Origin of the sequence: Flavobacterium sp. N1719, from assembly GCF_025947045.1 — a bacterium.
Lineage (GTDB): Bacteria > Bacteroidota > Bacteroidia > Flavobacteriales > Flavobacteriaceae > Flavobacterium > Flavobacterium stagni.
Genome location: NZ_CP109993.1, coordinates 2,424,538 through 2,450,782, shown reverse-complemented (window position 1 = coordinate 2,450,782; position 26,245 = coordinate 2,424,538). Strand labels below are relative to the sequence as shown.

The window sequence follows — 26,245 nt, the reverse complement described above, 5'->3', positions numbered from 1 at the left end:
ACGAAAACAACGGATTTTCTAGTCATCCACCCATTAATAAGCAATCATGAAAACCAGACTCATCCTGCTATTTTGCTTCTTTGGAAGTTTTGTGTTCGCACAAGAAGCCGAAGTAAAACAAACTGTCCAACAATTTTTTGAAGGCTTTCATCAAAAAGATTCTTTGAAAATGAAACAAGTGTGCAGTCCGACCCTTCGCTTGGAATCCATTACCGAGTCCAAAACCAAAGGCAATCAATTCACTGTTGAAACGCCTGCTGAATTTTACAAAGCCATTGTTTCTCTTCCTGCCGAATTGCGATTTGAAGAACGCTTGTTGCGCTATTCCATTCAAGTAGATGGAACAATGGCTGTGGCATGGACGCCCTATGAATTTTATATTAACGGCAAACTCAGCCACTCGGGGGTCAATGTATTTACTTTGTTTAAAAACAACGGAATATGGACGATTATTTCAATTATTGATACCCGTCGCCGACCATGAGAAAATTAGTCGTTTTACTTTTGTTACCCCTGTTCGTTTGGAGTCAGAACGACTCGATAAAAATTGAATGGGGCGGATTCCTAGACACCTATTATTCCTATGACTTGGATGCTCCCAAAGGCGAACAAAAGTTACCTTTTTTGTACAACTATAACCGCCATAACGAGTTTGCCGTTAATCTTGCTTTGCTGAAAGCCAAAGTGACCTACGACAATTTCTATGCTTCAGTGGCACTGCAAGCGGGTACCTATGTGGAAGACAATTATGCCAATGAATCGGTAAAATATTTGAATGAGGCCTATGTGGGGATTTATTTAGATGCCAAGCAAAAACACAGTGTAGAAATGGGAATTCTCCCAAGTTATATCGGCTTGGAGTCGGCAACTACCTTCAACAACTTGACACTCACAAGATCTATATTAGCTGATAATTCGCCGTATTTTATGACCGGATTATGGTACCATTACAATCCGAATGCTCGTTGGAGTTTTGGTGCTTTGGTGACCAACGGTTGGCAGCGCATTCACAAAGCCGATCGGTCGGTCGAACCCGCTCTTGGTACTCAAATTACCTACAAACCGAATACAAAACACACGTTTAATTGGAGCAGTTACAGCGGAAAGGAAGATTATGCGACGTACACCGGAATGCGTTGGTTTGAGAATTTGTATTGGGATGCCCAATGGAACTCCAAATGGCATACGGTAGTAGGGTATGATATCGGTTGGCAACAAACACCCAACGGTTACAAAACGTGGTGGGCACCTTTATTCATCGCCCAATATTCCTGGAATACCCATTGGCAAACTGCCCTTCGAGGGGAATATTATCACGATAAGTCGAATGTGATGATTGACCAACCATTTTCTTTTAAAACCTGGGGAACATCTGTAAACACGGATTACATCGTGAATAAATACTGCAAGTTCCGTATGGAAGTCCGGTATTTATCCGCCACTGAAAATGTCTTGAACAGTCAATCTAACAATTTGTTTTTGACCAGTAGTTTGGTGATGGGGTTTTAACAATCCGACAAGCCCACCGTAATCGCCAAACCGCCTTCGGAGGTTTCTTTGTACTTGTGGTTCATGTCTTTAGCGGTTTCCCACATGGTATTGATGACTTTGTCTAAAGGAACTTTTGCATTTCGCGCATCGGTTTCCAAAGCTAATTCGGCGGCATTGATGGCCTTGATTGCGCCCATGGTATTGCGTTCGATACACGGAATTTGCACCAATCCACCAATTGGGTCACAAGTCAATCCGAGGTGATGTTCCATAGCAATCTCGGCCGCCATCTGTACTTGAGCAGGCGTACCGCCCATGAGTTCGCACAACGCTCCTGCAGCCATTGCCGAGGAAACCCCGATTTCAGCTTGACAGCCTCCCATGGCTGCCGAGATGGTCGATCCTTTTTTGAAGATGGAACCAATTTCGCCCGCTACCATCAAAAATTGTTTGATTTCTTTATCTGTAGCTTGGTGGTTTTCAATCACCATATAATACATCAAAACCGCAGGGATAACACCCGCGCTGCCATTGGTAGGCGCCGTAACCACACGCCCTAAAGCGGCATTCACTTCATTGACCGCTAAGGCAAAACAGCTAACCCATTTTAGGATTTGGCGAAACTTAACTTCGGTTTTCCGAATCACTTCCAACCATTCCTGTGGGGAATTGTAGGGAAGTTCGCCAATTAAATTTTGATGCATGTCATAAGCCCGGCGTCGCACATTGAGTCCACCCGGCAGTGTGCCTTCTGTATGGCATCCAATATACATGCATTCGAGCATGGTGTTCCAAATGCGCATCAATTCGTGGTGAATTTCGTCCTCACTACGCATGGATTTTTCATTCTCATAGACTATTTCAGAGATGGAGCGGTTTTGCTCGTGGCAGTAGTTTAATAATTCCGCTGCCGTTTGAATCGGGTAGGGGAAAGCACATTTGATGGCACTTTTCTTTTTGGCATTAATGCGTTCTTCTTTGACCACAAAACCTCCACCAATGGAATAATACGTTTCTTCCACAGTGGCCAAGCCCGCATAGGCCGTAAACCGAATACCGTTGGAATGAAAGGGAAGAAAATTACGGTTGAACCGAATATCTGTTTCGGGAGCAAAGGGAACCGTTAATTCGTTCCCCAATTGTAGCACCTGGTGATTGCGAATGTTGGCAATAATCGAATCAATTTGATCCACCGGAATGTATTCAGGGTCCTGACCGCTGAGTCCGAGCATCACGGCTAAATCCGTAGCATGCCCTTTACCCGTAAGGGATAACGAACCGTAGAGGTCGACTTGTACACGTTCGACTTTCTCAAACAAGTTTTGTGCGCGCAATTCACTCAAAAAGCGTTCTGCGGCTCGCCAGGGTCCGAGGGTATGCGAACTAGAGGGTCCGACCCCAATTTTAAGCATGTCAAAAACCGAAATGCATTCTTCCATGGATAAGTTTCGTTTATTGGTTACACAAATATAGGATAAAGTCGTGCGAAATTTTCAAGAAAAATCGTTTTCGCTAGGAATTTATCAATTGAAAGTCGCTCTTTTTGATAATGTCTAAATTCAAGTAGTATTCTAGCGTACTGACAGCCATTTGATTAGTGAGTGGCCCTCTTAAGGAAATGTTAGTTTCTCGTGTCCAACTTCTTCAAATGTGTACTTTTGCACAAATTTTTGACGTGCGCTTAAACAAATACTATCTAGCAGCTTTCTCTGCCTTTGTGATTTGGGGTTTCTTCAGTTTGGCCCTCAAACCCTTACACGATTATCCGTCGTTGGATATTTTGTTTTACCGGGTGTTTTATGCCACAGGGTTATTGGTATTTCTCAATTTTATATTCCGCAATCGGTTGGTACGTGCGAACATCCAGGTGTTTCGCGCACTTTCGATAACCGATAAAACGCGGTTTCTCACGTTGACGATTTTGGGTGGGTTCTTACTCGTGTTCAATTGGTTTTTGTTCATGTACGCCGTGAACCATGTCAGTTTGCAATCGGCTTCCTTTGCCTATTTGATTTGCCCGATCATCACCACCGTTTTGGCCTTTTTTATATTGAAAGAACGCTTGGGTTGGTGGCAATGGACGGCGGTCGGACTCTGTATTTTGAGTTGTGGCATCCTTTCCTATGGCGATTTACACGGATTGGTGTACAGTTTGGTGATTGCCGTTTCTTTTGCTTTGTATTTGATTAGCCAACGCAAAAACGACCGTTTTGACAAGTTCATCGTATTGATGGTACAAATGGTGATTGCTTCGTTGGTGTTGCTGCCGTTTTTTCCAACCTATAGCGGACCCACACCCACGGCTTCGTTGTTCTATATTTTGATGGGGGTAATTGTGGTGGTATTTACCATCGTACCTTTATTTCTCAATCTGTATGCATTAAAAGGGATGAACTCTTCAGCCGTCGGGATTTTGATGTATACGAATCCGCTGATTCATTTCTTTCTAGCGTTATTTTATTTCCACGAATCCATCAACCTCGCACAAATCGTGTCCTACGGGTTGATTGCGGTGTCGATTGGGGTGTTTAATAAGGGGTAGACTTTAGGAGGTTTCAGGTTTCAGGTTTAAAGTTTCAGGTTGGTTTCGTTGAAAAGTGGCGTTTCGTTTAAAAAGTGTTGGGTTTAGAAGTGTAAATAAGTTTAAAAGTGTAATTAAGTTTAGAAGTGTAATTGGAATTGGTACAACTCATTGACTAATAGTAACACAATGTTTCACTATGTAAAGCACAAAGTTTCACAGGGTTGAACACCATAAAGTGTTAACTATGAGTACTTTGTTGCTTTGAGGTGTGTGTTTTTTTACCATATTGGTACTTAGTATGACATACTATATCGCTATTCTTGATGGTTTAATGAAAACATGATTGAACATCCATTTTCAAATTTTCAAATCATCCCATTTTCAAATCTCCTTTTGGTTTCCTTCGGATTTCCTCCCAATTTGAAGCAATTCATGATGCCTTTTACCTATCGTTTAGTGGCACAACTGTGGCACAACCGTGGCAGAATACCGAAGTAAACCGCAAGATGACTGGGAGAAGACTGGGAGAAGTTATGAATTATGAGTTATGAATTATGAGTTATGCGTTATGAGTTATGCGTTATGTGTTTGTTGACCTACGACCTACGACTTATGACTTACGACTTATAACTTACTCCTTTTCTTTCCTCTAACTTCACATCTACAAGCCTCCCTAATTCCTAATTCCTAATTCCTAACTCATAATTTCAGTAACCTTTAGAACGGGTTATGGTAAAGGTATCCTAAAGGTAACCTAAAGGATACCATTAGTTAACCACGGGGTTAGTACGAAGTTAGTCCGAGGTTAGTCCGAGGTTAGTCCGAAGTAGTAGGAAGGATGTCTTGTCCTAAAATAGCTATACAGGTAATTAAAATTTCAATAGTAAAATTCCAATAGTAAAATTCCAAATTCCAAAATCCAAAATCCAAAACTCAAATCCCAAATCCCAAATCTTCAAATCCCAAATTTCAAATTTCTCCCGAAATTTCGGGATCAAATCTTCAAATCATTTATCCTGTCAGCAACTCCGCTCAGCATCTCAGCGTCTCAGCATCTCAGCAGCTTGAAAATGCCATCTTGTCAGTTGTTTTTGAATAAAAACTGCCAAAAAGGAGTGGCAGACGGAATGGCATAATAGTTGACTAGTTGCTGTCGTGCGCAAGCACTGCCCACTCCTAGAGGGGCAATCCAACAGAATTAATAAAGGAGATTATAACCATGGGAAAAATTATTGGTATCGACTTAGGTACAACAAATTCATGTGTGGCAGTAATGGAGGGTGGCGAACCCGTAGTTATTGCGAATGCTGAAGGGAAAAGAACCACACCTTCCGTGATTGCTTTCGTTGAAGGGGGTGAGATTAAAGTTGGGGATCCTGCAAAACGTCAGGCCGTAACCAACCCAACCAAAACCATTGCGTCTATCAAACGCTTTATGGGGAACAAGTACACAGAAAGCGCTAAAGAAGCGTCTACTGTAGCGTACAAAGTAGTAAAAGGGGACAACGACACACCTCGTGTAGACATCGACGGTCGTTTGTACACGCCACAAGAATTGTCGGCGATGACCCTTCAAAAAATGAAAAAAACAGCGGAAGACTATTTGGGTCAATCCGTTACAGAGGCCGTAATTACGGTTCCCGCGTACTTCAATGATGCACAACGTCAAGCAACGAAAGAAGCGGGCGAAATTGCAGGATTGAAAGTGATGCGTATTATCAACGAACCGACAGCGGCAGCTTTAGCCTACGGTTTGGATAAAGCGGGTAAAGACCAAAAAATTGCGGTATACGACTTAGGAGGGGGAACCTTCGATATTTCCATCCTTGAATTGGGTGACGGCGTGTTTGAAGTATTATCTACCAATGGGGATACTCACTTGGGTGGTGACGACTTCGACCAAGTAATCATCGACTGGATGGCCAACGAATTCATGAGTGAAGAAAGCGTTGACTTGCGCAAAGACCCAATGGCTTTACAGCGTTTGAAAGAAGCGGCTGAAAAAGCAAAAATCGAGTTGTCTTCGTCTTCACAAACGGAAATCAACTTACCGTACATCACGGCTACAGCAAGCGGACCCAAACACATGGTGAAAACGTTGACCCGTGCGAAATTCGAACAATTGGCAGATACGTTAGTAAAACGTTCGATGGAGCCCGTAGCGAAAGCCTTGAAAGATGCTGGATTATCGACTTCGGATATTGATGAAGTGATCCTAGTTGGGGGTTCGACACGTATCCCAGTGATCCAAGAACAAGTAGAAAAATTCTTCGGTAAAAAACCATCCAAAGGCGTAAATCCGGATGAAGTGGTTGCGATTGGTGCAGCGATTCAAGGAGGGGTTTTAACAGGAGATGTAAAAGATGTCTTGTTGTTGGACGTAACGCCACTTTCTTTGGGTATCGAAACGATGGGGAATGTGATGACGAAATTGATCGAAGCCAATACGACGATTCCGACGAAAAAATCACAAGTATTCTCTACGGCTGCCGATAACCAACCGAGTGTAGAAATCCACGTGTTGCAAGGAGAACGTACGATGGCAGCGGACAACAAAACGATTGGTCGTTTCCACCTAGACGGGATTCCACCAGCGCCACGCGGGGTTCCACAAATTGAAGTAACGTTTGACATCGATGCCAACGGTATCATCAAAGTATCGGCAACTGATAAAGGAACCGGTAAATCGCACGACATTCGTATCGAAGCCTCTTCGGGATTAACCCCAGAAGAAATCGAGCGCATGAAGAAAGAAGCAGAGATGAATGCAGATGCTGACCGTCAAGCGAAAGAAAAAGCGGATAAATTGAACGAAGCCGACAGCATGATTTTCCAAACGGAAAAACAATTGAGCGAGTACGGTGACAAATTATCAGAAGGCAACAAATCGACGATTACAGCGGCTTTAGAAGAATTGAAAAAAGCCTATGAAACCAAAGATTTGGCAACCATCCAACCCGCTTTAGACGCAATCAACGAAGCCTGGAAAAATGCTTCAGAAGAATTGTACAAAGCCCAAGCGGAAGGACAAACGCACGAAGCGCAACCCCAACAAGAAGCTACGGGTGACCAAACCCAAGATGTGGATTTTGAGGAAGTGAAATAAGACCGCTTTGCTGAAAGAAGTAAGACCGCTTCGCTGAAAGAAGCAAGACCGCTTCGCTGAAAGAAGCAAGACCACTTCGTTGCAAGAAGCAAGACCGCTTCGCTGAAAGAAGCAAGACCACTTCGTTGAAAGAAGCAAGAAGCGTGGGTGAGATAGGACTTACGACTTATGACTCAAATCACTTACGACTAAAGACTAACGTCTAATGTCTAATGTCTAAATTACAAATGAAGGCCAAGCGGAAGTTTGGTCTTTTTTTTTGAAACATTAAGGGCTTAAGGAAAATTTAGAGTTAAGTCCCGATAAATCGGGAAGAGTTAAGTCTACAAAAGTGAATATAGAATAACACTTACGACTCAAACCCTTGTGAAACATTGTGCCCAACCTTGTGAAACTTTGTGCTACAAGAAGCAAGAATCGTGAGTGAGATCGGACTAACGTCTAAAGTCTAACGACTTTTTTTAAAAAAAACTCCCCATTCTATTGCCCAGTCTGTTTTTTTTTTTTTTTGTAAAAATTTAAAAACCAATACGATGAGAAACTTCTACGCCCTTTGCTTTGCCTTGTTTGCGTTTACAGCCACTGCTCAAATTATTAACTTCCCGGATGCTAATTTTAAAGCGAAGTTGTTAGCTGCTACTCCAACAATGAGTATCGCACAAAACAGTTCAAATGCATTTTTTAAAATTGATACTAACAACGATGGGGAAATTCAACAGAGTGAAGCCTTGAACGTTTGGGCATTAACCTTAACCAATTCAGGGATTACCAATCTTGCGGGATTGGAATATTTTACAAATTTACGTAAGTTATATTTGTTTCAAAATGCCATTTCCAATTATAATTTTCCACAACTCACTAATCTTACTACCTTAAATATTTCGGGGTCGGTTTTCCAGAATATAACGAATCCCAATTTAGTTATTCCTACTAATATTCAAACTTTGGGTTTGGAGGGTTTTAATTTTACCCAAGAACCTAATTTAACAGGTTTTACTCAATTGACAGCACTTGAAATTACCAATTCTGGTTTAACTTCGTTTACTTCGACAAATTATCCTGCACTTCAAAATTTAACTATAAAAAATGAATCATTAAATATCATTGATTTATCAAATCAAAATCTGAATAATGTTGAATTTGAGAATCTGCCAAACTTGATTAGTGTGAATTTATCCAATTCAAACACTATACAAGTTATTAGTATTCGGGAATGTCCTTTGTTGAATACTTTAACCATGCCTCAAACCAATTCTAATTTATATTCCCTAGTGTTATTTAATGTTGCTTTGCCAACAGTGAATACTTCGGGTTACCCTAGTCTTAATATTTTTAGATTCAAAGCGTATACACTTACTACACCTTTAAACTTTTCTAATAATTTAAGTTTAAACGTATTTACTTATCGTGGACTTCCCAATATGTATTATTTTAACAATACCAATCTACCAAATTATCATAATTTAACTGAATTTGCTATTGTTGATACACCAATTAATGGCCCGGTTAATTTTACCTTCAATGGCCAATCAAGTGTAAATGTTTTTTTAGATAATTGTGGAATAACATCGGCAAATATCCAAAATTTGAACCCAAGTACTAATCAGTATGATTATTTTAATCTAACATTGAGGAACAATGTTAACCTAGCATCTTTTGATGCTACTAATGTTGCAGGTTTAACACTTTTAAATTTAGATGGAACACCTATCAGTAATTTAGATATTACCAATTGTCAAAAATTAGGTATTTTAGGTTTAAGTAATTCTCTTTTAACTTCGCTTGATCTAAGTACAACTTCAGTATATCGATTAGGAATATACAATAGTCCTAACATCACAACAGTTAATTTAAAAAATGGTATTATTACAACATCTAATAACATTTTTTTTGATTTATGCCCCAACCTTCAATCCATTTGCGGGGATGAGAATGAAATTGCAGCCATTCAATCTAAAATTACACAATACGGGTACACGAACTGTTTTACCAATTCGTATTGTACGTTTACTACAGGAGGAACGGCTTATCAAACCAATGGTACGCTACGTTTCGATCAAAATACCAACGGTTGTGCGGCAAATGATGTCTTGGCATCGAATGTTCGTGTCAATGTATCGAACGGGACCACCACCGAAACAGGTTTTACGAATGGAGTAGGTGCTTATGGTTTTTCGTCCAATGCGGGTAGTTATACCATCACGCCTGTATTGGAAAATCCCACTTACTTTAATTTGAGTCCGGCGACGGGTTCGGTGAATTTCCCGACTACGGCGAGTCCGGCCACTCGTGATTTTTGTATGACGGCCAATGGAGTGAAAAACGACTTGGAGATAACGTTACTGCCGTTGAATCCCGCCCGACCTGGTTTTAACGCGAAGTACATGTTGGTCTACAAAAACAAAGGGAATACCACACAATCGGGTACGGCGAGTTTGACCTTCCCCAATACCGTGGCGAGTTTGGTGACGGCCATTCCTGCGGTGAGTTCGCAAACGGCATCCACACTCAACTGGGCGTTTACCAATTTACTACCATTTGAAACCCGTACCATCCAATTGAATTTCCTATTGAATACGCCAACGGCTACGCCTGCATTAAATGGCGGAGATGTGTTGCCGTATGTTGCTACCGTAACAGGTGCCTCCGATCAAACACCTGCTGACAATACCTTAAACTTCAATCAAAATGTAGTGAATGCCTATGACCCGAACGATAAAACCTGTTTGGAAGGCGCTGTTGTGGGGACAGACAAAATAGGGCAGTACGTACATTATGTCATTCGTTTTGAAAATACAGGAAACTTTGCCGCGCAAAACATCATCGTAACCGATGTGATAGATACCAACAAATACGATGTAACGACTTTAATTCCGCAATTGGGCAGTCATCCCTTCCGTACGCGTATATTGCAAAACAACCGCGTGGAGTTTGTGTTTGAAAACATCAATTTACCGTTTGACGACGCCAATAATGATGGGTATGTTGCCTTTAAAATCAAAACGAAGAGTACGTTGGTCTCCGGCGATACCTTCAGCAACTCGGCCAATATTTTCTTTGATTACAACTATCCGATTTTGACCAATACAGCCACAACGCTTATTCAAAGTTTAGGCTTACAAGAAACGCTTAACAGTGCTTTTGCTATAGCACAAAACCCAGTAGACACGCAGTTGGTTTTTGCCAATGCGCAAGATATCACCATCCAATCGGTTTCGATTTACAGCATCCAAGGACAATTGGTGCAAGTGAACATGCATCCCGCAGCTTCAGGCATTGACGTGAGTGCGTTATCACCAGGAACCTATTTGGTGAAAGTAACGACAGAGCAGGGAAGTGAAGTGGTTAAGATGGTAAAAAAGTAGTTTCTGAGTTTCTGAGAAGCTGAGAGGCTGAGTTTTAGTGGAAAAACAGATGAAAGAAGAAAGAGGCAAGACCACTTCGTTGCAAGAATAAAGAAGAAAGAAGCGTGGGTGAGATAGGACTTACGACTTATGACTCAAATCACTTACGACTTTTCGACTTACGACTTTTCGACTTATGACTTTTTTGACTTACGACTAAAGTTTACACTATAATTGAAGACCAAGTAGATGTTTGGTCTTTTTTTTTTTGAAACATTAAGGGGTTAAGGAAAATTTAGAGTTAAGTCCCGATAAATCGGGAAGAGTTAAGTCTACAAAAGTGTAAATAGAATAAGACTTACGACTTATGACTTTTATTATGGATTGCATTTTGCATCCAAGTAATAATTAAGGTATGTGGAAATGTAATGGCAGCTATTAAGGAAAAGAAAACGGCTTTGAAAACTGTATCATTGGAAATTCCAAAATAAATGACAACACTACCCAATACAGCAATGCCCCAATAAAAACTGCTGGATTGAATGTATTTTTTCCAATTTTTCCGATTTTCATCTTGGTATAAAAACTGAATTTGATCTTGTATTGAAGGTAAGCTATGCCATAATATAAAATACATGGTAAATCCCCAAATAAGTCCGGATTGAAAAAAGATGATTGTAAAAAGGATTAAATAGCCTACATTTTTGGCCAACTGTTTTCGGAAAGTAAAGATGTGGTAAGCCAAAATACTACCGACAAGAAGTAAGGCTATCCCTGTATAAATTGTGATTTGCAGCATGGGGATGTTTTGTAGGTATACATGGGTAATTGTTTCGATGATACGAGTAACCTCTTTTTCATGAAATAAAAAAAGGATGCAAAGAATCAGTAAACCATATAGTGTTTGAAATAAGCCGTTAAGAAGCGGACTTCGGGATTCATTTTTTAAGGGCCAGTGCTGATTTCCAAAGTGATATCCACTGGTGACTATAAAAAGAGTGAGTCCCCAAGTCGGGAAAAAGAACATTACGGCCATTCCTACAAACACCCAAAAAACATAAGAAAGCAATTCTCGTCTTGTATTTTCATCATTTTTTGGGGCATTAATTTTTTTCAAAATAGCTAAATCATTTGCGCCATGCATTAATCCTAATACGAAAATTCCTACATATCCAATAAGTTCTTGATTTTCAATGGATAAAAAATGGGCTAACCACAACATGAAAAAAGTGAGTAATATTCGGAGTTGAAGTGTGATTTGCATAGTTTTTAACATAAATTGTTTAATAAATATAATAAAAAAGTTAAACAAAATAGTATAATTCTTGTTTAATGTTTTGTAATTTTATTTAAACAAAAAAACAAATTAACTATTAACAAATCTTTTTATGACAAATTTAAGTTACTCAATTAGTTTGGTATCCAAGATGTTACCGACTGATTACATCGGATTTACCTTTTTCATTGGGTGTATGGCCATGATGGCAGCCTCAGCATTTTTCTTTTTATCCTTAAATCAATTTGACAAGAAATGGCGCACTTCGGTTTTGGTTTCGGGATTGATTACGTTTATTGCTGCGGTACATTATTTCTACATGCGTGATTATTGGAGTGCTTTTGGCGAATCACCTACATTTTTCCGCTATGTTGACTGGGTGTTAACTGTGCCCTTAATGTGTTTGGAATTCTATCTAATCCTCAAAGTAGCAGGTGCAAAGACCTCGTTGTTGTGGAAAATGATTGCGTATTCTTTAATCATGTTGGTTACCGGATATTTTGGAGAGGCTGTATTCCCTGACAATGCGGGATTATGGGGCTTGATTTCGGGTATCGCTTACTTCTTCATCGTGTATGAAATCTGGTTAGGCGAAGCCGCTAAATTGGCTAAATCAGCGGGCGGTTCTGTACTTGAAGCACACAAAATCTTATGTTGGTTTGTATTGGTTGGCTGGGCAATCTATCCTTTAGGTTACATGTTGGGTACTGAAGGTTGGTACACTGCAATGTTAGGCAAAGGAAATGTAGATGTGGCTTACAACATTGCCGATGCTATCAACAAAATTGGATTTGGCTTAGTAATTTATAATCTTGCTGTGAAATCTAGTAAAGACTAATTTTTTTGCGCTTGTTGTTTTAAAAGGCGAACTTCTAAAGAGGTTCGCTTTTTTTTTTGAAAAGAAAGAGGCAAGACCGCTGCACTGCAAGAGGCAAGACCGCTACGCTGCAAGAGGCAAGACCGCTACGCTGAAAGAGGAAAGACCGCTACGCTGAAAGAGGAAAGACCACTTCGTTGCAAGAGGCAAGACCGCTGCGCTGCAAGAGGCAAGACCGCTACGCTGAAAGAAGAAAGAAGCAAGACCACTTCGTTGCAAGAAGCAAGAAAGTGTGGGTGATAGGACTGAAGACTAACGTCTAACGTCCAATGTCTAAAGTCTAACATCTAAAGTCTAACGTCTCTTTTTCACCAATCGTTTCACGAAAGCAAAAACACCTTTTGAAACTGGGGTTTGATCTTGAAATCGGGCACAATGGGCATTGAAGGCTTCAATTTCTTCTGGGGTGGGGTTGTGGTCGTCAAAGACGTTTTGTTGGCAGAGGGTACAAAACCGTGCCCGTTCCTCCGGATTGAGTTCGAGCCAATTCTCGCGGCACGATTTCGGCATGTGTTGGGAGGTGGGCATTTACTCGGTGATTTTGATTTCGAATAGTTTGTCCCAGTTTTTCCCCGTTACAAAAAAGGTTTTGGTCGCGGGATTGTAGGCGATACCGTTAAGTACGTCTGTGTCGGGTAATTTGGTGATTTTGGCTTCCAAACCGGACAAGTCCAACACACCTTCTACCGCTCCCGTTTTGGGATCAATAACTACAATGGCTTTTTGTTGGTAAACGTTGCTGTAGATTTTTCCGTCAACCCACTCCAATTCGTTCAACTCTTTTACTTTGGAATCTAAGGAATAAACATTGATGCTTCCTGTGATTTTTAAGGTTTCAGGGTCAAGGGTATAGATTTTTTCTGAACCGTCGGATTGGTAGAGGTTTGTACCGTCGTTGGTTAATCCCCAACCTTCGATTTGTTTGTCGTATTGGAATTCTTTTAACTTTTTAAAGTTGGTCACGTCATATACAAATCCGGTGGTTTCTTGCCAAGTGAGTTGGTACACTTTGCCGTTTAAAACGGTAATCCCTTCTCCAAAATACTTCGGATCGAGGTTGACATTTAAGTCGGCTTTCCCGGTTTTGAAATCGGTGCGTAACAACTTGGATTCGCCATACTGACCGGTACCTTCATACAATACGCCGTTGTAAAACTGTAGGCCTTGGGTGTAAGAGGTAATATCGTGGGGATAGGTGTTGACGATGGTGTATTTTAAAAACTTGGGTTGGATTTTTGAGACCAATTCCAAACGGGTAGTGTCGGCTGTGGGTTTGCCCTCGCTGTATACGGTAGCGATTAATTCTTGGTAACCTAATTTTTCTTCGTTTAACGGGAAGGAAAAGGCGGCATTTCCTTTTGTCGAACCGAGGCGTTTGTTGTTTAGGGCAAAAGCGACACTGTCAATTTTCAGGTTATTCGGGTTCGCAATCGCTGGGTTTACGGTCTCTCCTTGGGTGTAAGTGGCTTTGATTTTGGTTTCGTCGATTTGGAATCCGGTTTCGGTTGGGGCACAACTGGTCACGGTGATTCCTGCTAATAAAATGACTGTGAAGTATTTAAATGCTTTCATGCTAAAATTTGTCGTAATCGTGTTTACAAATGTATTATTTATGGTGTTAAGATGTTGCAAAAAAATAAAAAGAATGTATCTTTGCAGCGGCAAGTCCTACACGACCAGCTCCTGCAAAATCCTCCAGGATGGGAACATAGCAAAGGTATGCGGTTGTAGCGGTGCGATGTAGGTCGCTTGCCATTTTTTTTTGAAATTTCCTTTCTTCAATTCCCTTACAATTTTATGGTTCTTCAATGGCATATCCTAAAACTGCCCCTCAAGGAAACCTTTTCCATCAGTTACGGGAATTACCAATATAGAGAAGCATTACTCGTCCAACTCTCGCATGCCGGTTCAACAGGCTATGGCGAATGTACGGCGATAACCTATTATCAAATCGACCTATTGCAATTTGATCAATTGCTTCACTACCATCAAAAAGCCCTAGAGGGTTTTGGCATCCACCATCCGTGTGAATTTTATACGTTTTTAACGCAATTGCAGTTGCCTGATTTTCTCAAGTCGGCACTCGACTGCGCCTATTGGGATTTGTTTGGAAAATTGGAACAACGGTCGTTTATCGAAATGAATGCGATACCGACAACCACCCTTCCGGTGTCGAGTTGGACGATATCCGTAGCACCAGTGGCCACCCAATTGGAAAAGATGCGGGCATCGGCCTGGCCCAAGTTTAAAGTAAAATGCAACGGCTTGGATGTGTCGGCAATTAAGCAACTACTGGCTTCCGATTTTACGTTTTCTTTGGATTCCAATGCGAGTTATACGCCTGCGGATTGTGCGGTTTTGGCCGATATTCAGGGTATCGAACGAATACTGTATGCGGAACAACCTATGGCGGTGGGCTATGAAAATTATAAGCATTTGAAGGCGACCGACGCGATTCGTTGGATGGCAGATGAAGATGCACAGCATTTGAGTGATTTAGTCGCTCTACAACCGCATTACCCAAGTGTCAATGTTAAAGTGATGAAGTGTGGCGGACTCACACCCGCGCTCGAAATGGTGCGTACCGCCAAAGCGATGGGCTTCACGGTAATGTTGGGGTGTATGACCGAATCGACAGTAGGGATTTCAGCGGGTGCGGTATTGGCGCCGTTGTGTGATTTTGCCGATTTGGATGGCTCCAATTTGATTGCCAATGACATTGCCACGGGTACGGCTATTGTCAACGGAAAGATCGAATTGGCGACAACTCCGGGTCTCGGAATTCAGTTAAAATAAATATCTTTAGCAAAAAATACGATTCTATGAAATTTCAACCCATTGTCCCCATGATTTGGACGCGCGAATTGGAAGCTACGGTTTCTTTTTACTGCGAAATCTTAGGATTCCATTTGGGCAATTACAGTGAAGAATGGGGTTGGGCTGCCATCAGTAAGGACGAATGCGAAATCATGATTGCGCGTCCGAATGAGAGTACGCCTTTTGAACGCCCTTATTTTTCTGGCACTTTTTACATTAAAACCGATGATGTGGAAACCCTTTGGCACCAAATCAAAGACAAGGTGAAAGTCGCCTACGATATGGAAGACTTTGACTGGGGCATGCGGGAGTTTGCGATTTATGATAACAACAGTTATATGTTGCAGTTTGGGCAGGACATCACCGGGACGGTGTAAGTCGCAGTCACAGTCGCAGTCACAGTCGCAGTATTTCTAAACTCTAAAATCTGAATTCTAAAATCTAAACTCTATTCATCAATGAACAAAATAGTTTTCATCACGGGAGGGTCATCGGGCATTGGTCGGGCGATCGGGGAGTTTTTACAGGAACAAGGCTGTACGGTTTACGGTACGAGTCGGAACCCCGAGCGTGTCACCGACACCAAAATCAAATTATTGGCCTTGGATGTTCGCCACCCCGAAAGCATACAAGTGGCAGTACGCCAATTGGTTGCCGAAGCGGGTCGCATTGATGTGTTGATCAACAACGCGGGTGTAGGCATTACCGGTCCGATAGAAGAAATTCCCGCCGATGAAATCAAAAACAATTTTGAGACCAATGTATTCGGTCCGATTGAAGTGATGAAAGCAGTGTTGCCCCACATGCGGGCACAGCGTTCGGGTTTGATTATCAATATTACTTCTATTGCGGGCTACATGGGATTGCCGTACCGCGGCGTGTATTCAGCGTCCAAAGGGGCGTTGGAATTAATCACCGAAGCGGTGAGCATGGAAGTCAAAGGATTTGGGATTCAGGTTACCAATGTGGCTCCTGGTGATTTTGCGACCAATATTGCCGCAGGAAGGTATCATGCGCCTGTGGTTGCGGGTTCGGCCTATGAAGCGACCTATGGTAAAACCTTGGCAGCGATGAACGAACATGTGGATTCGGGCAGTAATCCGCTGGAAATGGCGCAAGCGATATATACGATTATGCAGGCCAAACAGCCTAAATTGCATTATAAGATTGGTGCCTTTATGCAACGCTTCTCGATTGTCTTGAAACGGGTTTTACCGGATCGGGTGTATGAGCGGATGTTGATGAAGCATTATGAAATGTGAGTGAACAGTCGCAGTCGCAGTCGCAGTCGCAGTCTCAGTCGCAGTCTCAGTCGCAGTCACAGTCGCAGTATTTCTTAAGTCATAAGTCGTAAGTCATAAGTCATTAGTTGCAGTTATTCTAAAATCTAAATTCTAAACTCTAAACTCTAAAATCTAAATTCCAATAATATTTCCTCAATCAAAACGGGTGTTGTATTTTTGCACGCGGTTGCGCTAGGGATGGAGGGATTGTTGGAGCTCACCCGAAGGATGAGGGTAGCGACTCCCGACAGCCCGACCCTGGAAGTATGGAGGGGTAGCGCCCCAAAAATTATTGTTCAACGAAACACAACGATTATAACTATATTTTTATGAAATTTTTTATTGACACGGCGAATTTGAATGACATTCGCGAGGCACAAGGATTAGGGATTTTGGATGGCGTAACGACCAATCCTTCGTTAATGGCGAAAGAGGGGATTACGGGAACGGACAATATTTTGAAGCATTACGTGGACATTTGCAACATTGTTGAAGGTGATGTGAGTGCCGAAGTGAATGCGACCGACTATGAAGGTATGGTGCGTGAAGGCGAACAATTGGCCGATCTACATCCTCAGATTGTAGTGAAATTGCCGATGACGAAAGACGGCGTGCGCGCGTGTAAATATTTCTCAGACAAAGGGATCAAAACAAACGTGACCTTGGTGTTTTCTGCAGGTCAGGCGATTTTGGCTGCCAAAGCTGGTGCCACTTATGTGTCGCCATTCGTGGGTCGCTTGGATGATATTTCGACCGACGGGTTGAACTTGATTCAAGAGATTCGTGAGATCTACGATAACTACGGGTATGAAACGGAAATCTTAGCAGCCTCGGTGCGTCATACGATGCATATTGTGAACTGCGCGAAGATCGGTGCAGATGTCATGACGGGTCCGTTGTCAGCCATCTTAGGCTTGTTGAAACACCCGTTGACCGATATTGGTTTGGCTCAGTTTATTGCCGACTATCAAAAAGGAAATCAATAATTGTGATACGAAAAAGCCCCGAGAACATCGGGGCTTTTTTATTTTAGGTCTTCTTCAAAACGGATGTCAAACATATTGGTAAATCCGTTTTTGATAGTTTTGTCTTTGTTGATGATTAAAGTGCGGTGGACTTTGGTAATCGCCCATTTGCTTTTGATGTCTTCGAAATTACTACAGTGGTACTGACGAATGGGTCCGAAGTCATATTTCTCCAACGCTTTTTTCCAAGTATCGTAATCGCGGTCTAGATTAATCGCTACAAACTCATAATTCGGGTATTTCTTTTGGAGTTCGATCGCCTTTTTGTGTGCAGCCAACAAATGCGAACTCAATTTGTCACTCCAGAAAAAGAGAATGGTATTTTTTTGAATAAGGTCAGACGACGAAATGGATTTACCTTCTAGGTTTTGTACGCGAACTTCGGGTAACGGTTTTCCATCGGTGAGTAAGCTAATGGCTTTCCCCAGTTTTAAGATTTCATTCTTTTTACTCTTGTCGGTTGAAATTTTGTAGTAGTGTTTTAAAAATTCCTGGTTGTTGACCATATTTTGGTCTTCCAACAAGTATTGAAAGGCAATACTATTGACTACAATATTTTTGACCTTTTCGTTTTTAATGAGTGTATCGGCAATTTTGAGTTTGTTGATGTTGGTTTTTAAGGCCAAATCCACTTCGGTAAAGTGGTTGTGGTAATGAATAGAACCCACATTGTTGAGCATCAAATTGAGGTACATGACAAACGGGTTGAAGTCGGTTAACTTCTCATTGCTAAAATCAATGGTTTTTCGGAAGTCGTAATAGTCTTTCGGAAGTTGGTCGCTTACATCATTCCCCGTCCGCATTTTGTGAATCATAGGATAGATTTCTTTGCGGGTATAATGCGGGTAGAGGTACATTCCTTTGGCATACACATCAAAATCGTCACTCCAATTGATTTCTTCTTTTTTAGAAGTATAGAATTTTTGGTTGTCTGAGTTGACTTTTTGGATGTAAGCATTGTATTTCTTTACATCATAATCAAACGTTTCAAACATGTGGTCTTTTTCCTTTTCATTGCGTAAAAACATTTCCATTAAGAAATTGTTTTTTTGATCGCCACGACCACAGAATACGATGGATTGGTCAAAATCTTTGGAATCGATATGTACACGAAGGGAATCGTTTTTATCGAAATAGACGTATTGGTATTCGGGTTCGTGTTTGAACGAATACAGTCCGGGAGCTAAAGAATCAAACTTTTTGAAAAAGGTATTGTCTTTGTTCAATGGGATGGTATCAATCACCTGATTGTTTTGACAGAACAATACATAGCGGTTTTGCGGATTCTCTACTTCGCCACCAAAATAGGCAGTGTAGTTATCTGCAGCAAATTCACTTTTTTTACAGGAAGTAAACAGCGCAAACAAGGCTGTTGTCAAGCATAAATATGTTGAGGCAATTTTACAATTCATTTACTATCCCTATTGTTATCAACAAAAGTATTTAGTAATGGTATATTATTCTGTTAACCATTAGTTAAACTTAGTTTTAATCCTATTCCGATTGCGATACTACAAAATTTGATTTACATTTGAAAATTGAGCGATTAATTTAGAATGAAGCTACGAATAACCATTGTATTGTTCTTACTGATGTTGGGTGTGCAAGCCCAAACCGACTTGGTGTATAAGGATTTGAACATAAGTGCGTTGTGTCGCAATTTTGTGCAATGGCAGCAGTACCAAGACACCCAAATGGCGTTGTATTCCAATTTTGAGGCTTTGGATGAAAATGGGATTTCCATTTCACGCTTGGCATTTATGCAAAAATTAGAAACGGGAACCTTTGTTTGTATTGCCGATCCCGGGCAACCGCAGCAGTACCGACTTTTCCCGATGCCCAAAGATGCCAATCCGGGTGTGGGAGCGATATTGAGTGAATTGGGGTTCAACGGCATTCGGCAAGTGCAAATGGAAGGACAGGATTTTCCTCTTTTGGATGCTGTAGATTTGACGGGAAAACGGATTACCAATGCGAACTTGAAAGGCAATTATGTGGTGATCAAATGTTGGTACATTCATTGTCCGGTTTGTGTGAAAGAATTTCCGGAAGTAAATGCTTTGGTTCAAGAGTATTCCAATTTGCGCAAGGATGTAGTTTTCCTCAGTTTGGCCGAAGACAGTCCGGAACAACTCAAGGTATTTTTAGCCAAAAAGAAATTGGATTACTTAGTAATTCCAAATACAAAAGACTTCATGAATATCACCTTAGGTTTAAATGCTTTTCCGACGCATTTTCTCTTGGATAAAGAAGGAAAAATCATCAAGGTTGTGGGTTCCGTTGACGCCTTGAAATGGGTGTTGCAAACCTATTTGCGCTCGTAAAAAAACAACCAAAAAAGAGGGGTTAAGTCGGGGCATTTGCTTACTTTTGCACCGAATTTAATAAAACCTCGATACATGTTAACAGTATCCAATTTATCGGTACAGTTTGGAAAACGCGTTTTGTTTGACGAAGTGAATACTTCATTCACGCAAGGCAACTGCTACGGAATCATCGGCGCCAATGGAGCCGGAAAATCTACATTTCTTAAAATCTTAGCAGGCGATATGGACCCTACTTCGGGTCGTGTCATCCTAGAACCGGGTAAGCGTATGTCGGTTTTGAATCAGAACCACAATATGTTTGACGATCATACGGTTTTGGAAACGGTATTGATGGGAAATAAAGTCTTGCATGCTATTAAATCAGAAATGGATGCGTTGTATGCCGATTATTCGGATGAAAATGCGGATCGTATTGGCGAATTGCAGATTCAGTTTGACGAAATGAACGGATGGAACGCCGACAGTGATGCGGCAGCCTTGTTGTCCAACTTAGGAATCAGTGCGGATTTCCATTATACGTTAATGGCGGAAATGGAAGGGAAGTTAAAAGTGCGTGTGCTTTTGGCACAGGCGTTATTTGGCAACCCGGATGTATTGATCATGGACGAGCCGACCAACGACTTGGATTTTGAAACCATCGGTTGGTTGGAGAATTTCTTAGCGAATTATGAAAACACGGTAATTGTGGTTTCCCACGACCGTCACTTTTTGGATGCGGTATGTACGCACATTTCCGATATTGATTTTAGTAAAATTACCCACTATTCGGGGAACTATACCTTTTGGTACGAGTCAAGTCAGTTAGCCGCAAAACAACGCGCGCAGCAAAACAAAAAAGCCGAGGAGAAGAAACAAGAGTTGGAAGAGTTCATTCGTCGTTTTAGTGCGAATGTGGCAAAATCAAAACAAGCGACTTCCCGTAAGAAGATGTTGGAGAAATTGAACTTGGACGAAATCAAACCGTCGAGTCGTCGTTATCCAGCCATTATTTTTGACCAAGAGCGTGAGGCGGGTGACCAAATCTTAAACATTCAAAACTTGGCCGCATCGATTGATGGCGAAGTGTTGTTTAAGAATGTGGATTTGAACATGGCCAAAGGTGATAAAGTTGTGGTGTTTTCAAAAGATTCCCGTGCAACCACTGCTTTTTATGAAATATTAAACGGTCATTTGACTGCTGATGCAGGAACGTATGAGTGGGGAGTGACTACGATTCAGTCGTATTTGCCGAATGACAATCACGAGTTTTTCCAATCGGATATCAACTTAGTAGATTGGTTACGCCAATGGGCCAAAACCGAAGAAGAGCGCGATGAAGTTTACGTTCGAGGCTTTTTAGGGAAAATGATTTTCTCGGGAGAAGAAGCTTTGAAAAAATGTAATGTATTGTCAGGAGGAGAGAAAGTTCGTTGTATGTTGTCTCGCATGATGATGTTGCGTGCCAATGTATTGATGTTGGACGAACCCACCAACCACTTGGACTTGGAATCGATTACAGCATTTAACAACTCGTTGAAAAACTTCAAAGGTTCGGTGTTGTTTACGACACATGACCACGAGTTTGCGCAAACAGTAGCGACACGCGTATTGGAATTAACGCCAAATGGTGCGATCGATCGTTACATGACCTTCGATGATTATTTGGATGATCCGAAAGTAAAAGAACTACGTGCAAAAATGTACTAGAATATAAAAAATCCCGAGGTTGCGACTTCGGGATTTTTGTTTTTTTATTCTTTTCTACGTTTGTGTTTCCAGCGTTTGTGGGTCCACATATAATATTCGGGTTGTTCGCGTATTTGCTCTTCGACTTTTGCCATAAATCGTTCCGAGATTTTATAATCGGGTTCGCTGTGCACATCTTCCGAAAGTACTTCAAACGTTCCTTGGTAATAGCCTCGTTTTAATTTCTTTACCCGAAGATAAATCATGTTCATATCAAATTGCTTGGCTAAGGATTCGGCTCCATAATGAATAGGCGTTTCAATGCCCATAAAGTGGTGCCAATAAAGATTGGTTTCACTCCAACGCGGCGTTTGGTCACTGGCAAAACCATACAAGCTGAGTACGCCATTTTTGGCATTGGCTTCGATGGTGGGTTTGGTTTCTTTGGTCGTAATCAAATACGCTTTGAAACGCGAGCGAATATTTTTTACCAAGCGATCAAAATACGGATTGTTGATGCGCTTGTAGATGGCAAATCCTTTGAATTGGATGTGGTGATTCATGGAAATAACCCATTCGTAACTGGCGTAGTGCGCACACAGTAAGGCAATACTTTTTCCTTTTTTTTCTAAATCGGTGTACACTTCCAAATTGGTGTAGGTAAACCGTTTCTCGATTTCCTTTTGTGAAATGGATAGGGTTTTGATCATTTCGAGAAACATATCGCACAAATGGCGGTAGGATTTCTTTTCAATAATTAATCGTTCGGAATCAGACAATGTTGGAAATGCCAACTGAATATTTTTGCGTACCGCTTTTTTACGGTATCCAATAATGCGATACATAAGAATGTAAATACCATCGGAAAACACATACAGCAATCGAAAAGGCAATTGTGCGATGAGCCAAATGATGGGATAAACGAGAAGGTAAGCCAGTAATTGCATGCAAAAAATTTGTGCAAATATACACGGAATCGCGTATCTTTCGCGTTGATTTAACAAATCATATACACGCTTCGTTTCATTTTATTCTAAGGATTATGTGGGTTTTGTATGTACTCATTGCGCTGAATGTCATCATGAGTTATCGGGGTTTTCAAGACCGCCTCTTTTTTCATCAGTATCTTTTTCATGTAGGAAGTATTCGTGCCGGCGATCAGGTGCGCATGTTTTCCTCTGCCTTTTTGCATGCAGACATTCCGCATTTAGCGTTTAATATGATTGCCTTGTACAGTTTTGCTCCGGTGGTTGTTCTTAAATTCGGGACACTTACTTTTTTATTAATTTATGTAGCGAGTTTGGTATTTGGCAATATGTTGAGTTTGTATATGCACCGTGACCATCCCAGTTACACGGCAGTGGGCGCATCGGGTGCGGTATCCGGAATTATGTATGCATCGATTTTAATAGAACCTGAGGGAGGCATTTATTTGTTTTTTATTCCATTAGCAATTCCTGCCTACCTATTTGGTTTTGGGTATTTGCTGTTTACGATTTATGGGATGCGGGCCAAATCCGACAATATTGGCCATGATGCCCATTTTGGTGGAGCCATTGGCGGTTTGGCATTTACGTTAATGAAAGCCCCTGAATTGTTTCTGCTCAACCCGTTGTTGGTCATTGGTTTACTTGTTCCCATTGCGATTATGTTCGTTTTACTGCGAATGGGGAAGCTGTAATGGCACAACTTTTGGTCAGCGTTCATAAAACCTTTAAATAAAACAACCATGAAAAAGTTAGTTTTCGCCTTATGTGTGGCAACGGTTAGTTTGCTCCAGGCACAAGAATCAAAAATAGAACCGCAAATCACGGTTTCGGGTCAAGGTAAAGTAAAAGTTGCACCCGATTATGCCGTAATCACTTTTGGTGTAGAAAATACCGGTAAAGATGTGGCGGAAGTGAAAAAGTCTAACGATGAAGCGGTGGATAAAGTCATCAAGTTTTTAAAGAAATTCGGTATCGCTGGAACGGAATACCAAACCTCTGATGTTTCATTGGGACGCAATTACGACGAATCCAAAAAAAAATATGCCTATCAAGCGAGTCAGACACTCACCGTTACCTTACGGGATTTGAGCAAATACGACGAATTGACAATGGGATTGCTGGATAACGGTATCAATTCGATTTCTGGTGTCGAATTCAAATCTACTAAAATTGAAGAATTGCGTTCACAAGCCCGAAAATTAGCTACCCAAGATGCCTTGAAACGCGCCCAAGATTATGTGGCACCCTTAAATCAAAAAGTGGGTAAAGCGATTACGATTAATGAAACGGGAGGCGAGTTTTTCCCGATGTTGAAAACAACAAATGGATTTGCCAATTTTTCAGCTGATGCACCACAGGAAACTTTAGCCATAGGTTTAATTGAAGTCAGTTCTTCCATTACCATCAGTTTCCGATTAGAATAAACAAAAGCCTCGTAAGAGGCTTTTTATTTATTGGGGATTTTCAGTTTTTTCTTTTGTTTGGCTTGGTCGCCGTTTTTTATGATATCTTCCTCAACCGTGAGGTAATCCTTAGTACGTTTAACTATACAATTAGCATAGGGTTCTTCTTCACAGATATAACGGTTGGCCCGACCAAATTCGTTCCATTGCGTATCTTTTTCAGTGTAAAATCGGTATTGGCCCCAGCAGCCAATTATCCAACCGGGTACGACAATTATTTCTTGAAATCCATCGTGATTGACATCGCCAATGGCTTCTACACCGGCGTCAACCGCATTGGATAATTGAATTTTTGCAGGCGTATAGGAAAATGAAATTTCGATTTCACAACCACCGTTTTTACAATCGCCCCAGGTTTCTTCATTAGTATAATGCGGCATTTTGACAAAGGCCGTGTCAATGATGGCATCCCCATTCATGTCGCCAAGCACCATTTTTTTAATATCAAATTGGAGGGCAAGCGATGTGGTGTCGGTCGAATTTTTGTTTTGTGCGGCACTCCAAAATCCAAAACTAAGGAAGAATAAAAGTAGGGATTTAGTCATAAGCAGCATTGCTTTGATTGATGCGGTCTTCGTCTCGAAATACGTCGAGCGAACCTTTTTGCGTGTTGCGTTTTCCTTTGATATCTGTGATTGCTTGTGTGGCAAGATTCATCACCCTAACGCCAATGGAGTGTGAATTGTCTTCTTCAAAATAAATAGCATACACAATGTATTTGAATCCTTCGTTTTCAAAGGTTAGGTATTTTAAATCGAGTGCTGATTTTGTATTGCCGCTTCCTCGGATCCAATTGGAATACGTGAATTTTTTGAAACTGGTACTGTCTTTTTGTTGGGGAAATTCGAAGTCAATTTTTTTATCATCTCCAAATCGATACACTAGAAAAGAATCATCTTTGGCTTTATTGACTGACACTTTTTTGCCTGATGCCGTCTGAAAACTAAAGAGGGTTACTTCATTGGAAGGTGTTTTTAATTGGGCTTGACAATTGTATGCGAATGCAAAACAAAAAATGAATACTAACGGAATTGCTTTTTTCATAGTGAAAGACTGATTTATATTGGGTGACGCAATATTTGTTCCATTTTTTTGCCCTTGGCCAATTCATCCACTAGTTTGTCCAAATAGCGTACTTTTTGGGTCAACGGATTTTCAATTTCTTCCACACGGTAGCCACAAATCACGCCTTTTATTAAATGGGCATTGGGATGCAATTGCGCTTGATTAAAAAAGGTTTCAAAATTGATTTTTTCGGAAATGGCTTGTGAAATGGCTTCGTCGGTATATCCTGTAAGCCAGGAGATAACAGTGCGCAATTCCGTTTCTGTACGTCCTTTTTTGATGACTTTGGCTACATAATGGGGATAGACAGAAGCAAATTGCATGGCGGCAATTTTTGCATCATGATGTTCAGTTGAAGTGGACATAGCTACTAAATTTCGTTCTAAAATACACTTTTTGAAGCGAAATAATAGATTTTAAAACTTAAATTGGTTATGTATAGTTGGTTGGGATATTGGTTGTGTTTGAAATATTCGATCTAAAAATTTATTCCACGACATGGGGTCTATTAACATTTTTGGGCATTCATTTCGAGTGATATCGTAATGACGAAGAATATGTGTTCGATCAATAGGGTATTTATGAGCTAAATAACGAGTGAGTTGGATGGTTTGTTCAAGTGTGATGTCAAAATTTCCATCGCGATTTACACACATTTCAATACCAATCGTTACATTATTTGCTGATTTTTGATTGCCCATCAATTTTCGGGCAAGCGGCGTATAGTTATAAAAGGCAGTTCCTACATGAAATCCTGCTTCATCCTCGGGTAGACATTGAATAATTTGTTTGTCATCAACTAGAAAATGTGGAGAAGCATACATAAGTTGTCTATCAATATAGTGCTTCTCATTGTAATAATTCCGCATGGCTAACGCATCTGCTCCCTCTCGTTCTTTCGCTGTGCAGTGTAAGATTAGGGCTTTGTGTTCGCTTAATTTTCTTCCTGGGCGATTGTGGTTGGTCAAAAAAAGAGGTGAAATTGGAAACATA

At 41.0% G+C, this 26,245-nt stretch carries 24 protein-coding genes and 1 other RNA gene; 15 read left to right on the top strand and 10 right to left on the bottom strand.

Translation table 11 applies throughout. From position 1 onward, the window contains the following. Positions 1-46 precede the first annotated feature (46 nt). Both OLM45_RS10465 and OLM45_RS10460 read left to right on the top strand, forming a co-directional pair. Positions 47-484, top strand: a complete 438-nt coding sequence (locus OLM45_RS10465; RefSeq protein WP_264509936.1) for a nuclear transport factor 2 family protein — start codon at positions 47-49, stop codon at positions 482-484. Continuing rightward, positions 481-1,509, top strand: coding sequence for a porin (locus OLM45_RS10460; RefSeq protein ID WP_264509934.1), 1,029 nt, complete (start codon positions 481-483; stop codon positions 1,507-1,509). Before OLM45_RS10465 ends, OLM45_RS10460 begins: the two co-directional genes overlap by 4 nt. On the opposite strand, the gene OLM45_RS10455 is transcribed toward OLM45_RS10460, so the two are convergent. Further along, positions 1,506-2,930: an L-serine ammonia-lyase gene (locus OLM45_RS10455; protein ID WP_264509932.1), complete on the bottom strand. Its 1,425-nt coding sequence runs from the start codon at positions 2,928-2,930 to the stop codon at positions 1,506-1,508. The genes OLM45_RS10460 and OLM45_RS10455 overlap by 4 nt on opposite strands. A gap of 209 nt (positions 2,931-3,139) precedes the next feature. Between OLM45_RS10455 and OLM45_RS10450 the strand changes: the two genes are divergently transcribed. The 3 genes from OLM45_RS10450 (at position 3,140) to OLM45_RS10440 (ending at position 10,486) form a co-directional block, all read left to right on the top strand. Then, on the top strand, positions 3,140-4,033 hold the full coding sequence (locus OLM45_RS10450) for an EamA family transporter (protein ID WP_264509930.1): 894 nt from the start codon (positions 3,140-3,142) through the stop codon (positions 4,031-4,033). 1,201 nt (positions 4,034-5,234) lie between these two features. Beyond that, positions 5,235-7,121: a molecular chaperone DnaK gene (gene dnaK / locus OLM45_RS10445; RefSeq protein ID WP_264509928.1), complete on the top strand. Its 1,887-nt coding sequence runs from the start codon at positions 5,235-5,237 to the stop codon at positions 7,119-7,121. Positions 7,122-7,654: 533 nt separating this feature from the next. Then, positions 7,655-10,486, top strand: coding sequence for a T9SS type A sorting domain-containing protein (locus OLM45_RS10440; protein WP_264509926.1), 2,832 nt, complete (start codon positions 7,655-7,657; stop codon positions 10,484-10,486). Positions 10,487-10,823: 337 nt separating this feature from the next. Here OLM45_RS10440 and OLM45_RS10435 read toward each other — a convergent pair whose 3' ends face one another. Further along, positions 10,824-11,729 carry a Brp/Blh family beta-carotene 15,15'-dioxygenase gene (locus tag OLM45_RS10435; RefSeq protein WP_264509924.1) on the bottom strand — a complete coding sequence of 302 codons (906 nt, stop codon included), beginning with the start codon at positions 11,727-11,729 and terminating at the stop codon, positions 10,824-10,826. A 124-nt stretch (positions 11,730-11,853) separates the two neighbouring features. Between OLM45_RS10435 and OLM45_RS10430 the strand changes: the two genes are divergently transcribed. Then, a complete protein-coding gene (locus tag OLM45_RS10430) occupies positions 11,854-12,579 on the top strand; it encodes a bacteriorhodopsin-like (protein ID WP_264509922.1) in 726 nt (241 codons plus the stop codon). A 333-nt stretch (positions 12,580-12,912) separates the two neighbouring features. Here OLM45_RS10430 and OLM45_RS10425 read toward each other — a convergent pair whose 3' ends face one another. After that, a complete protein-coding gene (locus OLM45_RS10425) occupies positions 12,913-13,146 on the bottom strand; it encodes a hypothetical protein (protein ID WP_264509920.1) in 234 nt (77 codons plus the stop codon). Continuing rightward, positions 13,147-14,190, bottom strand: coding sequence for a glutaminyl-peptide cyclotransferase (locus OLM45_RS10420; RefSeq protein WP_264509918.1), 1,044 nt, complete (start codon positions 14,188-14,190; stop codon positions 13,147-13,149). 87 nt (positions 14,191-14,277) lie between these two features. Between OLM45_RS10420 and ffs the strand changes: the two genes are divergently transcribed. The 5 genes from ffs to fsa all read left to right on the top strand — a co-directional run bounded on the left by ffs (position 14,278) and on the right by fsa (position 17,704). Beyond that, an RNA gene (gene ffs / locus OLM45_RS10415) (signal recognition particle sRNA small type) lies at positions 14,278-14,376 on the top strand. A 39-nt stretch (positions 14,377-14,415) separates the two neighbouring features. Continuing rightward, the gene (locus OLM45_RS10410; RefSeq protein WP_264509916.1) at positions 14,416-15,414 is read left to right on the top strand and encodes an enolase C-terminal domain-like protein; all 999 of its coding nucleotides are present in this window, start codon (positions 14,416-14,418) and stop codon (positions 15,412-15,414) included. A 26-nt stretch (positions 15,415-15,440) separates the two neighbouring features. Next, on the top strand, positions 15,441-15,812 hold the full coding sequence (locus OLM45_RS10405; RefSeq protein ID WP_235829036.1) for a VOC family protein: 372 nt from the start codon (positions 15,441-15,443) through the stop codon (positions 15,810-15,812). An 81-nt stretch (positions 15,813-15,893) separates the two neighbouring features. Continuing rightward, complete coding sequence (locus tag OLM45_RS10400) at positions 15,894-16,697, top strand: SDR family oxidoreductase (RefSeq protein WP_264509914.1); 804 nt, start codon at positions 15,894-15,896, stop codon at positions 16,695-16,697. A gap of 350 nt (positions 16,698-17,047) precedes the next feature. Further along, positions 17,048-17,704 (top strand): fructose-6-phosphate aldolase, encoded by a 657-nt coding sequence (gene fsa / locus OLM45_RS10395; RefSeq protein WP_129461084.1) that lies wholly within the window; start codon positions 17,048-17,050, stop codon positions 17,702-17,704. Between the two features lie 38 nt (positions 17,705-17,742). Here fsa and OLM45_RS10390 read toward each other — a convergent pair whose 3' ends face one another. Then, the gene (locus tag OLM45_RS10390; protein WP_264509912.1) at positions 17,743-19,155 is read right to left on the bottom strand and encodes a TlpA family protein disulfide reductase; all 1,413 of its coding nucleotides are present in this window, start codon (positions 19,153-19,155) and stop codon (positions 17,743-17,745) included. A 144-nt stretch (positions 19,156-19,299) separates the two neighbouring features. Here OLM45_RS10390 and OLM45_RS10385 point away from each other — a divergent pair, with 144 nt between their 5' ends. Beyond that, positions 19,300-20,067, top strand: a complete 768-nt coding sequence (locus OLM45_RS10385; RefSeq protein WP_264509910.1) for a TlpA family protein disulfide reductase — start codon at positions 19,300-19,302, stop codon at positions 20,065-20,067. 75 nt (positions 20,068-20,142) lie between these two features. Further along, positions 20,143-21,756, top strand: a complete 1,614-nt coding sequence (locus OLM45_RS10380) for an ABC-F family ATP-binding cassette domain-containing protein (protein ID WP_129461087.1) — start codon at positions 20,143-20,145, stop codon at positions 21,754-21,756. Between the two features lie 44 nt (positions 21,757-21,800). On the opposite strand, the gene OLM45_RS10375 is transcribed toward OLM45_RS10380, so the two are convergent. Continuing rightward, positions 21,801-22,682, bottom strand: a complete 882-nt coding sequence (locus OLM45_RS10375; RefSeq protein WP_129461088.1) for a lysophospholipid acyltransferase family protein — start codon at positions 22,680-22,682, stop codon at positions 21,801-21,803. Positions 22,683-22,777: 95 nt separating this feature from the next. On the opposite strand from OLM45_RS10375, the gene OLM45_RS10370 reads away from it, so the two are divergent. Both OLM45_RS10370 and OLM45_RS10365 read left to right on the top strand, forming a co-directional pair. Beyond that, positions 22,778-23,416, top strand: coding sequence for a rhomboid family intramembrane serine protease (locus OLM45_RS10370; RefSeq protein WP_264509908.1), 639 nt, complete (start codon positions 22,778-22,780; stop codon positions 23,414-23,416). A gap of 48 nt (positions 23,417-23,464) precedes the next feature. Then, positions 23,465-24,148, top strand: coding sequence for an SIMPL domain-containing protein (locus OLM45_RS10365; RefSeq protein ID WP_264509906.1), 684 nt, complete (start codon positions 23,465-23,467; stop codon positions 24,146-24,148). 23 nt (positions 24,149-24,171) lie between these two features. On the opposite strand, the gene OLM45_RS10360 is transcribed toward OLM45_RS10365, so the two are convergent. The 4 genes from OLM45_RS10360 to OLM45_RS10345 are packed head-to-tail and all read right to left on the bottom strand — an operon-like array spanning position 24,172 to position 26,244. After that, on the bottom strand, positions 24,172-24,732 hold the full coding sequence (locus OLM45_RS10360) for a hypothetical protein (protein ID WP_264509904.1): 561 nt from the start codon (positions 24,730-24,732) through the stop codon (positions 24,172-24,174). Continuing rightward, a complete protein-coding gene (locus OLM45_RS10355) occupies positions 24,725-25,231 on the bottom strand; it encodes a hypothetical protein (protein ID WP_264509902.1) in 507 nt (168 codons plus the stop codon). The genes OLM45_RS10360 and OLM45_RS10355 overlap by 8 nt, the downstream gene beginning before the upstream one ends. Positions 25,232-25,245: 14 nt before the next feature. Next, the gene (locus tag OLM45_RS10350; RefSeq protein WP_264509900.1) at positions 25,246-25,617 is read right to left on the bottom strand and encodes a DUF2200 domain-containing protein; all 372 of its coding nucleotides are present in this window, start codon (positions 25,615-25,617) and stop codon (positions 25,246-25,248) included. Positions 25,618-25,668: 51 nt separating this feature from the next. Beyond that, entirely contained in the window at positions 25,669-26,244 is a 576-nt protein-coding gene (locus OLM45_RS10345) for an N-acetylmuramoyl-L-alanine amidase family protein (protein WP_264509898.1), read from the bottom strand. Position 26,245: the final 1 nt, after the last annotated feature.